We start from the raw sequence: 17,273 nt of genomic DNA, 5'->3' as shown, positions 1-17,273 counted from the left end.
CGTTTGGGGATTGCCTCCCGCCAAGAGCCAACTAGCAAAGACCGCTAGCTGTCTCACGGCTACGGCGGACCCCGCAGTTGCGGCTTCGCTGGTGTGGAAAAAATAGTGAGTGCTGTGTTCAAATGATATACCAAGTAGCTTCCACTTACTAAACGCAGGCGCCTTACAAGCGGTAGGCGGAGCAATGAGACAGACAGGCGTTCTTCCTGACTGGCTCATTGCGGGAGCCATCCGCAAGCGCCGAAGTGAGTTCAGTGAAGTTACTCTTTTTATTGTCTCTTCGCTCGACTAAGTAGTGTGTCCAAACTAAGTACAGGGTTGTAGATCGACACCGCTTCGCCGCTGGTGTGGCAAAAATAGTGAGTGCTGTGCTTCAAAATGATATACCAAGTAGCTTCCACTTACTAAACGAAGGCGCCTTACAAGCGGTAGGCGGAGCAATGAGACAGACAGGCGCTCTTCCTGACTGGCTCATTGCGGGAGCCATCCGCAAGCGCCGAAGTGAGTTCAGTGACGACACCCTCATGCTATGTATGCTCCGAGAAATGTCTTCAGGACTCCCTCATTGATCTCCTTACAGTGTACTTACCTCCATTGTAATTTATTCAAAGTCCCCTTCAAACATCAAAAAAGACCGGCAAGTGGAGACCCTTGCCGGCCTTACATAAATTTTATTTAACTTTTACTTCTTTCGCTCGCCGTCTTGTTTCACGATCGAACAGACTGTAAATTACCGGAACGATATAGAGCGTTAGGAACGTAGAGCTTATTAGACCTCCGATTACCGCTATTCCCATCGGTTGGTTCATTTCCGTTCCTTCGCCAAGTCCTAGAGCCAGTGGCAGCAATCCGAGGATTGTCGTTAAGGCTGTCATGAGGATCGGGCGTACCCGGTCCCGGACAGAGGTAACAATCGCATCGTATGAGCTGAGTCCAGCTGCTTTTCTTTGGTTGATATAATCGACCAATACGATACCGTTGTTGACGACAATCCCTACCAAGATGAGAATTCCGATGACAGCCGTAACGCTGATTGGCGTATTCGTTGCCAGCAATCCTAGCGATACCCCAATGATCATCAATGGAACTGAGAACATGATAACGAATGGATATTTAAAGGATTCGAACTGTGCTGCCATGACGATATAAACTAACACGACAGCCAGGATAATTGCCATCAGCATATCGTTGATCGCACCTTCGAATAACTCGCGGTCTCCGCCGTACGAAAGTTCCACTTCATCCGGCAAGCTCAGATCATCTACCAGATCATTTACGCGCTTTGTCATGTCTCCAAGTGATTCGCTGGACAGATACTTTAGAGTGAAGGTAACGGAATGCGCCTGGTCCACGCGTTTAATCGCGACAGGACCTTCCGCAATCTTGACGTCTGCTACATCTTTCAATTTTACGTAGGCTTCGAACGGAGTTTTCAATTCTAACTCCTTCAATTTATCTACTCCATCTCTGAACGTTTCATCGTAGCTCACATTCACTCCGACTACTTCACCTGTTTTCCAGACGACTTGTGTAGCAAATACACCGCGTGTAACATCGCTAACTGTTTGGGCAATTTGATACGGTGCTAATCCTACGTCTGAAGCTTTCTCGCGATTCACTTCAATTTTGACCTCTTCTACTGTATCAATTAAGTCATTATCAACTTCTGTAACAGAATCCAATTCACGTAACTTTTCATCCAGCATAGTTACGGCTTTATTTAACCGCTCTTCATCCGTATCATTCAATGAGAAAGTTAATGTATTCGGGCTGGATCCTGCCGCGGTCTGCATATTGAAACTAACTTCTGCATCCTCGCCAATCGTATCCAAGATTCCAGGTTGCACTTCATCGACGAACTCAAATACAGAGCGATCTCGTTCATCGAGCGGCAGCAATTTCACATACATCTCGGCCATATTCCCTTCAGAACCGCCTTGCGCCATGCTCTGCTGTGTGCCGCCAACTAAACTAACGTATACTTCCACGTCTTTTTCTTTCTTAATTTTATCCTCGATTCGCTTCACAACTTTATTGGTCGAATCCAAAGAAGAGCCATTCGGAAGTTTGACGTTGATGCTGAAAAAGCCTTCGTCTGTCGCCGGGAGAAATTCCGTGCCGACTTTAAACAAACCATAACCGCTTGCGGCTAATAAAACCGTCGTCAACAGCAAGACAATAGCACGGTGACCTAATGCCCACTTAACCGACTTTTCAAAAGTCTGCCATTTCTTTGAACGACGTTTTCTTGCCTCCCGGTTTTTATTAGGCGCCTTCAGCATACGGCTAGCAAGCATCGGAACGACCGTCAATGCAACAACCAATGACGCAAATAAACTAAAGGAAATCGTCAAAGCAAATTCGGTGAAAATTTGTCCGATTAAACCACTAATAAAAATAACGGGTACGAATACGGCAAGCGTCGTCAGTGTAGAGGCTGTAATTGCACCGCCAACTTCCTTCGAACCGTCTTTCGCAGCCTCCTCCGGGTCTTTCCCCATCGCCAAATGCCGCTCAATATTTTCAATTACTACAATCGCGTTATCAACGAGCATTCCGATCCCTAACGCTAATGCCCCAAGCGTCATGATATTCAACGAGAAGTCTGCAAAATACATCAAAACAAATGTCACGATAACCGAATAAGGTATAGCCACGCCGATAATAATCGGACTCTTGATGCCACGCAGGAAGAAGAATAGTACAAGCATTGCGAACAAGCCACCAAGAATGAGCGATTGGCCAATATTGCCGATTGCAAGCTGAACATAGTCCCCTTGGTCAAAGAGAATATCGGATTCAATACCTTTATACGCGTCTTTTTCTAATAATTCATCCAAAGATTTCTTGAATTCCTTTGATACAGTGGCCGTATTCGCTCCAGATTCCTGAAGCACGGACATTAGGACAGCCTGCTTATCATTAGCTCTTGTCTCCGACTGTGCTTTCGGCTCAAGCAATGCAACATCCGCCACATCTGAGACTTTAATTTTGTCTCCAGTTAACGGGTTTGTCCCAAGCTGAATGTCCCGGATGTCTGAAATACTCTGTAGTGGACTGATGATTCTCGTTGTCAATTGCCTTCCATCATTTGTATCGATTGGATCACCAGGCATGGAGACATTGCTCGCCTGAATCATCTGAACGACATCCGACTGTACAAGACCATATTCTTTTAATTTTTCAGGATTTAGGATCACTTGAACATCTTCAATGATTTTTCCGGACACATTGACGCTGGCTACGCCTTCAATACGTCGCAATTCCTTTTCCAAATCATCAGCAATACTTCTGATGTCAGCCCCTTCATCGACTGTTCTTAGGGATAATTGGATGACAGGAAATTGAGATGGATCGAATTTCATGAATCTCGGCTTATTCGCCTCTTCCGGAATCGCCACTTGGTCAATCCGTTGAAGTATATCCATTTGCACGTCGTCAATAGTAGAATTCCAATCAAATTGCAGGAAGATTAAGTTCGCACCTTCCTGAGAAGAAGATTGCATGGACTTCAAACCGGGTGCTGTGGACAAGCTCTCTTCTAAAGGTTTCGTAATTTTCTCACTTACTTCTGTTGGAGAGGCACCAGGATAATTCGTAACGACTACAGCAACAGGCGGATTCAAGTCAGGAATTAGCGTCATCGGAATCTTGAAAAAGGATACCGCCCCTAAAATAATGACTAAAAACATTGTAACTAATGTAAAAACAGGTCGTTTTACCGAAAAGCTGCTAATCTTCATTGATCTATTCCTCTCTGTACCAATCAAAAGAATTTCTATCTTCTTACCATACCATTTGTCCATATTTCTTTCATCATAGACAATTGAAACTCCTTCTTACAATAACAATAATTTTAGCAAAAGACCCAGCTGGATATCAATTAATCCAGCCGGGTCTGTAAGGAGTTATATATTAAAGGAGATTGTAAAGACGAATATCCGGAAACTTGTCTTGGAACCAGCGCATAGCAAAGTCGTTTTCAAATAAGAATACTTTTCGATCATATCGATCTTTCACTAACAATGCACGCTGTCCAGCCATAGATTCTTTGACGTCTTCTTCGTTCTCAATCCAACGCGCCACTTTTGAGCCCATTGTTTCCATCTGCACTTCGACATGATATTCCGCTCTCATGCGGTGTTCGAACACTTCAAATTGAAGCTGACCTACTGCTCCTAAGATAACCTCTTCAGTATGCAATGTCTTATAATACTGAATAGCTCCTTCTTGCACGAGCTGTAAAATCCCCTTATGGAACTGTTTCGATTTCATGACATTTTTAGCAGCCACTCTGACAAATAATTCAGGAGTAAATTGTGGCAGTGCTTCAAATTGGAAATTACTTTTCCCGCCGACAACCGTGTCGCCAATTTGATAATTCCCCGTGTCATACAACCCAATAATGTCGCCCGCCACTGCCTCGTTTACGGTTTCACGGTCATCCGCTAAAAACTGAGTGGTTTGGGAGAGTTTAAAGTTCTTCGATAATCTCGGCACATTCACGGTCATGCCGCGTTCAAATTCCCCTGAGACAATTCGCACGAAAGCAATACGATCACGGTGTGCCGGGTTCATATTCGCTTGAATTTTGAAAATAAATCCTGAGAATATTTCTGACTCAGGTTCCACTTCTTCCCCATCTCGGCTCTTTCTCGGTTGCGGTGGCGGGGCGAATTGTAAAAAGGTTTCTAAAAACGTCTGCACACCGAAATTCGTCAGTGCACTACCGAAGAACACAGGAGTTAAATCTCCTTTTGCAACACGTTCTTCATCGAATTCATTACCTGCTTCATTGAGCAGCATGACGTCTTCCAAGGCTTGCTGATAATACGAAGTGGCTGTCATTGAATGCTCGACGGCCAGTCCGCCTTCTTCAGTGATTGGCAGGAAACGCTCGTCTCCTTCAGGACGTGCCAGTTCAACACGATCGTTGTAACGATCGTAAATCCCGAGGAACTCTTTTCCCATACCGATCGGCCAGTTCATTGCGTAGGACTGAATCCCCAGCACTTCTTCCAATTCTTCCATTAACTCTAAAGGCTCTTTACCTTGTCGGTCCATTTTATTGATAAAAGTGAAAATAGGGATACCGCGCATACGGCAAACTTTAAACAACTTGATCGTTTGCGGTTCAATACCTTTTGCAGAATCCACCATCATGACTGCTGCATCAACTGCCATTAACGTACGATACGTATCTTCACTGAAATCTTCGTGGCCTGGTGTATCCAATATATTGACGCGCTTTCCTGCGTAATCAAATTGCAATACCGATGACGTAACAGAAATCCCACGTTGTTTCTCGATTTCCATCCAGTCCGAAGTCGCAAATTTGCCAGACTTCTTACCTTTTACAGTTCCTGCATCTCGAATCGCTCCACCAAAATACAGCAGTTTTTCAGTTATTGTAGTTTTACCGGCATCCGGATGCGAAATAATCGCAAACGTTCGCCGTGAATTTATTTCATCATGAATCTTCTTTTCCATCACGGGTACTCTCCTTTTGTTTACGTTTTCTATCATAGAGAGTATGGAGAGGCATTTCAATGCTTTTTCATTGATTTGCCAAAAAAACTATACGCTCTTTCCTTAGGAATTAACTGAAGTTCCACCGAATTTTTTTCTGGCCTCATCCAACGCGATTTCCGCATCTGAATGAGGGTATTTTGTATTGCCGATGATTTGGAAATCTTCATGCCCTTTTCCTGCAAAAATAATGATATCTCCTTCATTCGCCATGGCAATTGTATGACGAACGGCTTCTTCTCTGTCTCCAATACATGCATATTGATCATGAGGCATGCTGGCGCTTAATTCAGACAAGATCGATTCGTTTGGTTCATCTCTTGGATCATCCGTTGTGAAGACTACATAATCCGCTGCTGCAGCTTTTTCTCCCATGATGGGACGCTTCAAACGATCACGATTACCGCCTGTGCCTATAAGGAACAACAAGCGATTGCCTTCTTTTTTTAAAGGTTGCACAGTGTCGATCGCTTTTTCAATCGCATCGGGAGAATGTGCGTAATCAATGAAAATCGTCAACGGTAATGCTGTCTCCACTTTTTCTAAACGACCTTTCACCGTAGATACATTGGCAAGCAGTGGTAGAATTTCTTCGATCGTCATACCTTTCGCATATAGTGCGGCAACCGCCGCCAGTGCATTATAAACATTAAATTCCCCAATTAAGGGCATTGTGACTCGGTATGTACCATCCGGTCCCTGCAATTGAAATTCCGTACGATTTGAGAACATCTGAATCGCAGTTGCTTGAAATGTGGCTTTTAAGCGGATGCCATACGTTAAAACAGGAAACGCCGTCATCTCCGCCATTTTGCTGCTCCAAGGATCATCCGTATTAATAATCGCAATTTTTTTCTGGTCCAATTGTTGACCAAGCTGTGCAAATAATAAGCCTTTTGCAGCACTGTAATTTTCCATTGTTTTATGGTAATCCAAATGATCATGCGTCAAATTCGTAAAAATGGCAATATCGAATTCCGTTCCGGAGAGTCGTCCTTCCACCAGACCATGAGAGGATACTTCCATCGTCATGGATTGGCAGCCTTCATTTGCTGCTTGTGCAATCATTTGTTGTGTTGTCAATACATCCGTCGTCGTATTCTCTGTTTCATACAATGTATCATTTAACTTAAAACCAATCGTTCCCGACACCGCCGTCTGCTCTCCGGATTGCCGCAGCATATCATGGATAATGTTGCCGACACTTGTTTTTCCGTTTGTACCAGTCACCCCGATCATCGTCATTCGTTTGGAAGGATAGCCGTAAAACTTTGAAGCCAATTGCTGGATTGCTTTCGCCGTATCTTCTACATAGACCACCGCCACCCGCTCTTCATCCACCGTGATAGGTTCTGAAGCGATAAGTAGACGTGCCCCGCTCATTAAAGCGCTTTTAACAAACTGGTGGCCATTTACCGTGTAACCTTTCAAGCACACAAACGCTCCTCCATCTTGGACTGCTCTTGAGTCTACCGCTAAGTCTGTGATCGTTTCAGGCACAGTCCCTATTATCGTTTTAACAGGCAGCACCGATAAAAGTTCTTTCGTATTCATATGGTTTCCTCCAATGGATAGTTTAAAATACTGAAAAATGTCATAAATCAAATACGCCTCGGTGTATTTGCGTCCAGATTTCGAATTGTGCTTAGGCCTGCGTGACGCAGGTCAGTTAGCCTTTGCCGCAGGACGCGGCGAGTTTTGGCTAACTTCATCTTTTAAAGCTCCTCTCAAAATCTGTGACATCCGCCGGAGGCTTTATCTTTGTTCAGCAAGCGTTTTGACACCCGTTGAGCAGTAAGTAAATTCGTTTTCATCTCATCAACTTTAGAGGTGAAAGTCTTCTGCTGAATAAAGATAAATAAATTTCATTCAAAATGTCTTTGAATTTTTCAAAAATGAAGTAAAATATATTTAGCCGAATACTATCATCATACTCGTATTTCCTTGTCACATCCACCTTAGATGATCGCTTGGCCAGTAGCTTATTAGGGGGTGTTTAAAATACCTATACAACAGAGGGACACTACTCGTTATTATAATTACCTTGATCTTTTTTTCCAACAATCCCAAGATCCCATTTCCGTATTTGATCTGGACGACAAAATCGTGACAATCAATCCCGCATTTGAAGAACTTTACGGTTGGAAACTTGAGGAATGTTTAGGTAAAGTGATTCGCTTTTATCCCGATACTGAGTTAGAAAGTGTTCGAGCCCGCTGCGAGTTACTAAAGAAAGGAGAAAGTCTTAACTCTGTCCAAGTCATTGAAAAACGCAAAGATGGAACTTGCTTTCATGCTGAAATCACAATGGCTCCTATCTTCAATGAACACAACGAAGTAGTTGCCATTTCGAATATAACGAGGGACATCACCTTACGTTTACAAGCGGAGGCATATGCTTTGGAGATCGAACGACTTCGGACTACAAGTAATATTGCTGCCGTCGTGGCACATGAAATTCGAAATCCAATGACTGCTATAACAGGCTTCGTCCAAATGATGAATAACGATTCCGCGAATCCGTATTCACCTTTCACACAGATCATGGAAAGTGAAATCACGAATATCAATCAAATCGTAACAGATTTCTTAGTTTTGTCTAAACCTACACTCCATCAATCCTCTTCCTTCTCAGTTATCGAGACGATTCAGGAAGTTATCGATGAATTTTGTGGCAAATTTAATAAACGGGAGATTACATGCCATCTTCATAGAATCAATCAAAACCCAGTACTCCTTGGGAATAAAGCATCGTTAAAACAAGTATTCTTTAATATTTTAACAAATAGCTGTGAGGCAATCGATCATAACGGTCAAATCGACATTACTTTCAGTTTGACCGATGAAACACTTTGTATTTTTATCCAAGACGATGGAAACGGAATGGATGAACCGACACTAGCAGCGATCTACCAGCCTTTCTTTTCTACAAAAGAACACGGCACAGGTCTCGGAATGCTGATTTCCAAGAAAATCATTGTCGATCATAAAGGCACCCTGGAGGTCGAAAGTCTCCAAGGCGCCTGGACAAAAGTTATTATTCACTTGCCATTATCGAATGATTCGCTTCACTAATGGAAGTTTCCCTTTATAAGGCGGATAACCGATTGGTACCGATACGGACGTACTCTTTTTCATCATCGATTTTGAATGAGAGAACGTATCGAAACTCGCCTTGCCGTGATACTGATTCATCCCTGAAGGTCCAACTCCGCCGAAAGGCAGATGAATATTTCCCACATGCGAGATTGTGTCATTTATACATCCCCCGCCAAACGGCAGTGTCTCTATGAAATATTCTGCGGCATTGTCGTTTTCTGTAAAAAAATAAGCAGCGAGCGGCTTGGGCATGGTGTTAATTTGCTGAATAACTGTTCCTAAATTCTCATAAGTGAGAAGCGGAAGTATCGGACCGAAAATCTCTTCCTGCATACTTGCACCATTCCAATTACCTAGTGCCAATATCGTCGGCTCAATAAACAAGTCATCCTGATCCAACTCTCCACCTTCTACGATATACGTTTGATCGTGTTCTAAGATGTTCGCCAATCGCTGAAAATGACGTTCATTAATGATTCGGCCGTAGTCCGGACTTTTCTGTACATTTTTTCCGTAGAATTTCTTAATAGCGCGCTTTAATTCATCAAGTAATTGGTCATAGATCGATATATGAGCCACTACATAATCAGGGGCAACGCAAGTCTGTCCATTATTCAAGAATTTTCCCCAGACGATCTTTTCTGCCGCTTTCTTTAAATCTGCCGTCTGATCCACGACTACAGGACTCTTACCACCAAGTTCTAGCGTAAATGGTGTTAGTCGTTCCGCACAAGCTTTCATGACGATTTTTCCTACAGCCGCACTGCCTGTGAAAAATACATAGTCAAATGGTGCATGCAAAAGAAGCTGGGTTTCTTCCTTCCCACCTTGCAAAATCGAGACATATTCTGGCGTAAAGATGCCGGTAATCATTCTCTTCATGACATCCGCTGTATGAGGTGTATCTTCAGAAGGTTTTATCACTGTACAGTTCCCTGCTGCTATGGAACCTACCAAAGGATCGAGCAATAGCTGAAATGGATAATTAAAAGGTCCGATGACCAACACACTGCCGTATGGCTCTTTAACAATAAAACTGGATGCCGGTTGCAAATGGATCGGTGTTTTCACTTTCTCTGGAGTCATCCATTCCTCTAAATGGTCCATTGTATGTGTAATGCTTGATAAAACAAATCCAATTTCCGTCACATAGGATTCAAACGGATGCTTCCGCAAGTCTTTACGCAACGCTTCAATAATTTCTTTTTCATAGTGCTGAATGGCGTCATATAATTTTTCCAACATCATTTTTCGGAATGAAATACTGCGTGTCACACCCGATACGTAATACGTCTTCTGTTTGCTCATGATGATTTCTAACTCATTACCTGAAAAATTCACAACACTCACGCTCCTCTTTTTCCTACCTCCTTCCATTCTATCAGTTTATCCAAAAGAAAAAACTCCGAACGATTGAAGATTCGGAGTTTATCTTTATACGCGACTTCTCATTAATCGCAAAGAGTTCAAAACGACAATCACTGTCGCACCCATGTCGGCCATAACTGCCATCCACAACGTTAACCAACCTGGAATAATTAATAGCAGTGCGATCACTTTCAAACCTAGTGCAATGGAGATGTTTTGAAGAATGATTTGCTTTGTACGCATACTCAAGTTGATTGTGTACGGCAGTTTTTCCAAATCATCTGCCATTAACGCGATATCCGCAGTTTCAAGCGCTGTATCTGTACCCGCACCGCCCATCGCAATTCCGATGTTCGCACTCGCCAAAGCAGGCGCGTCGTTCACTCCATCGCCAATCATAGCGACTTTCCCATATTGTCTCATCGATTTAATCATTGCCACTTTTTCATGAGGCAGCAATTCTGCCTTCACTTCTGATAAACCTAGTTGCTGGCCGATCGCCGACGCAGTGGATTGATTATCACCGGTAAGCATGACCGTCTTTCTTATCCCCATTTGATGAAGTTTCTGAATGACCGATAAGCTGCTTTTGCGGACTTGATCTGCTACAGCAATCATACCGTCTAGGCCTGCTTCGGACCAAACGAGCATGACCGTTTTTCCTTGCCGTTGCAATTCGAGTATTCGTTGTTCAAAAGACTCTTCTAAACGATCCATCTCTTTATACAGATTCGGACTGCCAACATAAACTAATCTACCGCCGAGCAATCCTTTCGCTCCCTTACCTGTGATCGATTGGAAATCCTCCACTTCCAATAAATCATTCGACAACTTCCCTGCTGCTCTCATGATAGCTGTTGCAAGCGGATGCTGAGAGAATCGTTCGATCGATGCAGCCTGTTTCAGTAATTCAGCTTCAGTGACTGCAGATACTGAAATAACATCTGTCACTTCCGGGCGGCCTTCCGTCAAAGTACCTGTTTTATCAAATGCAATCACTTTAATTTGTCCAGTTTCTTCTAAATGAATGCCGCCTTTAATCAAGACACCATTCCGCGCTGCATTCCCTATCGCTGTGACAATTGCAATAGGAGTCGAGATCACCAACGCACACGGACAACCGACAACAAGAACTACTAACCCTTTATAAAACCAGTCACTCCATAAACCACCCATAGCAAGGGGCGGGATCACCATAATTAGCACGGAAATCGCGAGAATAGCCGGGGTATAATATTTCGCAAATCGGTCCACGAACTGCTGGGTAGGTGCTTTTTCTGCCTGTGCTTCTTCTACCAAATGAATGATTTTTGCGATCGTTGTATCTTCAGCAAGCTTCGTGACACGTACTTGCATCGAACCTTCTTCATTTAGCGTTCCAGCGAAGACTTCATCACCGAGCACTTTATGAACAGGTACCGATTCACCTGTGATGGCCGACTGATTGACGGAAGAATTTCCTTGAATCACTTCCCCATCCATCGCAATCTTTTGTCCCGGTTTGATTAAGATCACATCATTGATCATTAATTCTTCAACTTCTACTTCATACTCTACGCCATTTCGCAATACAGTCGCTGTGGTAGGAGCGATTTCCATTAATGAACTAATGGAGTTTCTCGCTTTATCAATCGAATAGCTTTCCAGCGCTTCGCTGACAGAAAACAAAAACACGACAACGGCACCTTCCGCCCAATCTCCAATCAACGCAGCCCCGATGACCGCGATGGTCATTAATGTCGACATGTCAAATTCCAATTTTGAAAGATTTAGCAGTCCTTCTTTCATTAAACTGTAACCGCCAATCAAAATAGCCAATGCGAATAAGACAATGGATAACCAGTTATTCTGTCCATTGGCTGCTGAAACGCCATAGCCCGCCAGTAACAATACCAGCGAGACCAATGTCGTCTGGTTTTCACGTTTAAGCCAGAAAGGAATATGTTGCTTCGTGTTTCTTTGTTTTTCAGGAAAGACTTTTATGCCATCAAATGCACCCGCTTTTTCCAGTTGCAAGATCGAAACATCGCCATCCACCGTTAGCTTAGATGCCCCAAAGTTCAACTGCACGTCTTCCACTGTATCGATTTGCCTAATATTTTTTTCGAATTTCGCGGCACAACTTGTGCATGAAAGCCCTTGCAGACGGTAGACGTTTTTCTCAGTAGCCATGTGATCAGTCCTTCCCAAAATTCAGAGTAATCTATCTGCATTATCATTCAATCACCCGTTTGATTGATTACTTTCAGTATATTCAATCCAATAACTTTTGTCAATTCAATCAAGCACCAGTTTGAACGATATAACCAAAAGGTACTTAAGTATCTTACGTGCCTGAAAAAAAGAAATGATGGCAAGCATCACATCATACCAAGCTTCAACTATACTACCGTCTTTCAAGTTCAGATAATAATCCAATTAACTTATTAATTAGATATTTCTATTTCAACCTAAATGGTATATAGTGATATATAATTTATTGTTTGGAGGTAATACATGGATAATATAATTACATATATCATAATGATCGCAGTAATGGTTTTCATACCTGGTCCTGATATGATACTTCTTGTAAAAAACACAATTAGTCACGGAAAAAAAGCTGGACTTTATACTGTACTCGGAATGGCTACGGGACTTTCTTTCTGGACTCTCATTGCTGTCCTTGGATTATCCATGGCTATCGCACAGTCAGCGGTTATTTTCACTGCCATCAAATATTTAGGCGCCGCCTATTTATTGTTTTTAGGAGTAAGAAGTTTTTTCTCCAAAAACTCAATTTCTTTAGAAGCTATTCAAGAAAACCCATCTGACTCTTTAATGAAATCTTCTAATCAACATTACAAAGATTCCTTTACGCAAGCACTACTAAGCAATATTTTTAATCCGAAAACAGTTTTAGTTTATATTACAATCATGCCTCAATTTATTGATTTAACAGGAAGCGTAAATCAACAACTAATCGTTTTAGGGTTGATCGCTACCGTAATCGCAGTGGTATGGTTTTTAGTTATTATTCATCTAATAGATCTCTCTAGAAAGTGGTTAGGTAATTCTAAGTTTCTTACGGCTTTTCAAAAGTCAACCGGTGTACTCTTAGCAAGTTTTGGCGTGAGAACCGCACTTTAACCTTCCGCTAATTTCTATATTTTAAATCACCGTTTGGATTATCCAAACGGTTTTTTTTCGCTTCATACTTCAAAAATAAGAAGGTTAATGAAGGGCGAGGGATACGTTCAATGGTTTGCTTTAAAATGGGTCACTAAACATAAAAAAAGAGACCCTTAGGCATCCGCCATTAGGATCTCTATGTGTTATAGAATAGTGTTCTGAAGGTCTTTAACGCAGGTTTGACTCCTATAATTCCTACTGATCTTACTTAGATCGTGTGATAAACATCGCAGGTACTTCTGCTTCAAATCGTACCAATTCACCGGTTCGCGGGTGTAGAAAGGACAATGCTGTCGCATGAAGCCCCAGTCTGCGTAGCGGATTACTTGTAGAGCCATACTTTTTGTCACCAAGAACAGGGTGACCTAATTCCTCCATATGCACGCGGATTTGATTTTTTCGCCCCGTTTCAAGGAGAACTTCCAACAACGAACACTTTTTGTTCGACTGAATTCTTTTATAATGTGTAATTGCATGCTGACCACCATTATCAATCGGACTTGAATATACTTTGAACGCGCTATTTTCAGTCAACCAGGATGTGATGGTACCCGATTCACTTTTCACCTTTCCTTGTACAAGCGCAGTGTACATGCGCTCTTTTACTGACTCACTCCATGTATTTTGCAGAGTTTGTTGTGTTTTTTCATTTTTGGCAAACATCATGACACCTGATGTATCTTTATCAAGTCTATGCACTACAAAAATTCTATTTCTAACATCACTGCTTCGGACATAGTCCGTAACTTGTCGATATGCAGTCATCTCCCTTTCTCGTTTGGAAGCAACAGAAAGGATACCCGCTTCTTTATTGATCACTATTATATCTTCATCTTCATGTAAAATTGTTACGCCTACTAATTTCGAGATGTTTAGAGCCACTTGGTTACTTTGAATTTCAACCTTCTGACCAATTTGCAATGAGTAATTATGTTGCCTCATCATTTGCCCATCCACCATAACTTGGCCACGGGTTAGAATCGATTTAACCGAATTACGACTGGTTTTTGACAGTACTTTCAATAAAAATGGCAATAACTCGATCTGTTCCTGAACAGTATATTCCGTTTTGCTAAATGCTTCTGGTTTTCTTTTCAACAAAAAATACCTCCTACTCATCTAATTAGGTTCTAGTATGTAAATAATACACCACGGTCTCTGGACTTGTACGTTCAAGCTGTTACTGTATTAAAGAAAAATAAAGTAAACCTATTTTAAATCGATTTAAACACAAAAAAGACCCCTAGGCATCCGGCCTAATAGGGTCTCTTGGTGTTAAAGAACCGTGTTCCGACGGACTTTAACTTAGGTTTGGCACCTATGATTCCTACTGGGCTCGAACCAGCGACCTCCACCCTGTCAAGGTGGCGCTCTCCCAGCTGAGCTAAGGAATCGAATAGAACTAAGATGTGCATACTATCGCAAATAAGTTCTCTTGGATAAGCACAAATATTATAATAGCATCATCTTCGCATATTGTAAATAGGAAAATTTAAAATCGGTAATTTTTCTTATCAAGAAGAAAAATTACCGATTTTTGTGGAACACTTTTAAAATGGCCAGTTGAGACTCTCCTTCCATCTACTGCATTTGATTTACTGATTCTTCCACTTGATCGTTATCAAAATACAGAAATTCTTCATGATCAAGTTCACCGATACGTTCCTTATTGAATCCATGTGCCAAGTGTCCCTCAAATAAATTTTCAAACCAAATATCTTGTGATTGCATAGTATTTCCACTCCTTTTACGTTTTAGTCAAAATCCATAATCGTTGTATGTACATCAACATTTGTGATTGATTTGCTTATATGTAGTATAGACATAACCGTCCTTGGCAAAACTGCGTAATTAGTCCAAAATCAATTCTTTATATTATAGACCTTTGGAGTCTTGACATTTTAACACACACATGAATCGGACTAATCATTCTATCTAGCAACACGTCATTACTAGATTATCGGCAGTTCAATTTTTCTAAAGTAATAGTACTTTCCACACAACCTCTTCAATATGAATGACTACTATTATTAAGAAATAAAAAGACTTGTCTGCCCAGTTTTACAGGAGTAGACAAGTCTTACTAGATTAATTTGAAGCAAGTTGTGATGAATCAATCTTTTTCTTAGAAATCAATTGAAGCACCAATAAAACCACGAACATCCCTAAACCGACCATATCCGTCATAGTTTCTGGATAAATCAACAACAAACCAGTTCCTACCGTCAGGATTCGCATGATCCAGTTCAATTTAAGATACCAATAACCGATCATTCCTGCGCCGATTGCTACCATACCGACAATGGCGGTAAACGTTACCCAGACAATCTCCAGTATGCTGGAATCTAACATTAACATCGCTGGATTGAATACAAACATATACGGAATAATGAAGGCCGCGATCGCCAATTTAGCAGAGGTGACACCTGTCTTAATGGGATCCCCGCCTGAAATTCCGGAGGCAGCAAAAGCAGCAAGTGCAACCGGCGGAGTGATATCCGCAATAATTCCGAAATAGAATACGAATAAATGTGCAGAAACGGCGACTACAATCGGCACAGCTGCCCCTGGAGGCGCATCCAGCATCAACAATGTAATAATGGCTGGCGCTGCAATTGTAGATGTAATAACATAGTTCGCTGTAGTTGGCGATCCCATACCTAAAATGATCGCTGCTAACATAGTAAAGAACAATGTTAAGAAGATGTTACCGCCTGCAGCTGAAATCAAGCCTGTCGCTAAACTTAATCCCAGCCCGGTCTTCACTACAACTCCAACGATAATACCCGCGCACGCTGTCGCTGCCGCAACAGCCAATGCAGTTCGTGCACCGTCTACCAGTGCATGAATCATATCCCGGATACCAATTCTCGTATCTTTACTGATCGCACTGACAACAATTGTTAACACGATACCTAATAGTGCTGCTTTCATTGTCGGAATTCCGACCAACAAGAAGACGATAATCCCAAGAATCGGAAGAAGCAAGTAAATTTTCTTTAATGTTTCTTTACGATTCGGTATTTGGGATGCATCCATTCCTTGCAAACCAACACGCTTCGCTTCGAAATGCGTCATGATCCAAATACCTGTAAAATAGAGTAATGCAGGAATGGCAGCTGCTTTGGCAATCTCCCAATACGTCACGCCTCCGATAAACTCTACCATCAGGAACGCTGCCGCTCCCATGATCGGCGGCATAATCTGTCCGCCAGTCGAAGCCGCGGCCTCTACCCCTCCGGCAAACTCTTTTCTATAACCTAACTTTTTCATCATAGGGATTGTATACGAACCTGACCCTACTACGTTTGCTACAGAACTACCTGAAATCGTGCCCTGCAAAGCACTAGAGAATATTGCTACTTTAGCAGGACCGCCAGTCAAGCGGCCAGCCAATACAACGGCTAAGTCATTAAAATAATTTCCTACTCCTGTTTTCACCAAAAACGCGCCGAATAATAGGAAGACGAATATAAAGGTGGCAGATACACTAATTGGCGTACCTAAAATACCGTCCGTTGTGAAGAACATCAGTTGGACAAGGTTTTCTACGCTTTGTCCTCGGTGCGCCAGAAACCCAGGGAAGTATGGCCCGAAAAAAGCATAGATTAAAAACACAATGGAAATGATCGTGATCGGCAAACCAACAGCCCGTCTCGCCGCCTCTAGTGTCAATAGAACGGCTAATATACCGACAATCAAGTCGATATCCGAAACCCGGCCAACACGATATATAAGATCATCCATAAAAAGCGGCCAATATAAGCCAACTACGATCGCCAACAAAGCTAAGATAATATCATAAAACGGTACTTTATCACGACGGATTCCAATTTTCTTTCTAGCTGGGAACAATAAGAAAATAAGAGATAGCGCGAATCCTAAGTGAATGGAACGCTGTATTTGCGCGGTGAATGGTTTACCTATCGCTGTATATAACTGGAAAATAGAAAATGCCAATAAACCGAAAAACACAATCTTGCTTAAAATGCCCTTCAAATTTCTTGTATTGGACTCAGGGTCATATTTTTGAAGAATTTCGAGCTGCTCTTGTTCAGTCAGCGTCCCCATTTCTTCATCAGATAAACGTGGGATCTCTTCATTAT

12 protein-coding genes and 1 tRNA gene are annotated in these 17,273 nt (G+C 42.1%); 4 read left to right on the top strand and 9 right to left on the bottom strand.

From position 1 onward, the window contains the following. Positions 1-109: 109 nt before the first annotated feature. Complete coding sequence (locus B5D59_RS18005; RefSeq protein WP_139365962.1) at positions 110-292, top strand: hypothetical protein; 183 nt, start codon at positions 110-112, stop codon at positions 290-292. A 67-nt stretch (positions 293-359) separates the two neighbouring features. Then, positions 360-569, top strand: coding sequence for a hypothetical protein (locus B5D59_RS18000; RefSeq protein WP_139365961.1), 210 nt, complete (start codon positions 360-362; stop codon positions 567-569). A gap of 102 nt (positions 570-671) precedes the next feature. Here B5D59_RS18000 and B5D59_RS06725 read toward each other — a convergent pair whose 3' ends face one another. From B5D59_RS06725 to B5D59_RS06715, 3 genes are all read right to left on the bottom strand, one after another. Then, a complete protein-coding gene (locus tag B5D59_RS06725) occupies positions 672-3,743 on the bottom strand; it encodes an efflux RND transporter permease subunit (RefSeq protein ID WP_078817352.1) in 3,072 nt (1,023 codons plus the stop codon). 172 nt (positions 3,744-3,915) lie between these two features. Continuing rightward, entirely contained in the window at positions 3,916-5,490 is a 1,575-nt protein-coding gene (locus B5D59_RS06720) for a peptide chain release factor 3 (protein WP_040758311.1), read from the bottom strand. 102 nt (positions 5,491-5,592) lie between these two features. Then, on the bottom strand, positions 5,593-7,083 hold the full coding sequence (locus B5D59_RS06715; protein ID WP_078817351.1) for a UDP-N-acetylmuramoyl-L-alanyl-D-glutamate--2,6-diaminopimelate ligase: 1,491 nt from the start codon (positions 7,081-7,083) through the stop codon (positions 5,593-5,595). A 438-nt stretch (positions 7,084-7,521) separates the two neighbouring features. Between B5D59_RS06715 and B5D59_RS06710 the strand changes: the two genes are divergently transcribed. Beyond that, positions 7,522-8,604 (top strand): two-component system sensor histidine kinase NtrB, encoded by a 1,083-nt coding sequence (locus B5D59_RS06710; protein WP_078817350.1) that lies wholly within the window; start codon positions 7,522-7,524, stop codon positions 8,602-8,604. On the opposite strand, the gene B5D59_RS06705 is transcribed toward B5D59_RS06710, so the two are convergent. Together B5D59_RS06705 and B5D59_RS06700 are read right to left on the bottom strand one after the other, a co-directional pair. Further along, positions 8,581-9,969, bottom strand: coding sequence for an aldehyde dehydrogenase (locus tag B5D59_RS06705; protein WP_078817376.1), 1,389 nt, complete (start codon positions 9,967-9,969; stop codon positions 8,581-8,583). The genes B5D59_RS06710 and B5D59_RS06705 overlap by 24 nt on opposite strands. Before the next feature lie 93 nt (positions 9,970-10,062). Then, the gene (locus B5D59_RS06700; protein WP_078817349.1) at positions 10,063-12,168 is read right to left on the bottom strand and encodes a heavy metal translocating P-type ATPase; all 2,106 of its coding nucleotides are present in this window, start codon (positions 12,166-12,168) and stop codon (positions 10,063-10,065) included. Positions 12,169-12,492: 324 nt separating this feature from the next. Here B5D59_RS06700 and B5D59_RS06695 point away from each other — a divergent pair, with 324 nt between their 5' ends. After that, positions 12,493-13,125, top strand: a complete 633-nt coding sequence (locus B5D59_RS06695) for a LysE family translocator (protein ID WP_078817348.1) — start codon at positions 12,493-12,495, stop codon at positions 13,123-13,125. A gap of 246 nt (positions 13,126-13,371) precedes the next feature. On the opposite strand, the gene B5D59_RS06690 is transcribed toward B5D59_RS06695, so the two are convergent. The 4 genes from B5D59_RS06690 to B5D59_RS06680 form a co-directional block, all read right to left on the bottom strand. Continuing rightward, positions 13,372-14,286: an RluA family pseudouridine synthase gene (locus tag B5D59_RS06690; RefSeq protein ID WP_009765692.1), complete on the bottom strand. Its 915-nt coding sequence runs from the start codon at positions 14,284-14,286 to the stop codon at positions 13,372-13,374. 202 nt (positions 14,287-14,488) lie between these two features. Next, positions 14,489-14,561: transfer RNA gene (locus tag B5D59_RS06685), tRNA-Val, on the bottom strand. Positions 14,562-14,748: 187 nt separating this feature from the next. After that, on the bottom strand, positions 14,749-14,898 hold the full coding sequence (locus B5D59_RS18165; protein ID WP_009765693.1) for a hypothetical protein: 150 nt from the start codon (positions 14,896-14,898) through the stop codon (positions 14,749-14,751). A 357-nt stretch (positions 14,899-15,255) separates the two neighbouring features. Continuing rightward, entirely contained in the window at positions 15,256-17,238 is a 1,983-nt protein-coding gene (locus tag B5D59_RS06680; protein WP_245799473.1) for a TRAP transporter permease, read from the bottom strand. Between the last annotated feature and the right edge of the window lie 35 nt (positions 17,239-17,273).

The organism is Sporosarcina newyorkensis, from assembly GCF_900167515.1.
Lineage (GTDB): Bacteria > Bacillota > Bacilli > Bacillales_A > Planococcaceae > Sporosarcina > Sporosarcina newyorkensis.
This window is presented reverse-complemented; position numbering and strand designations above follow the sequence as displayed.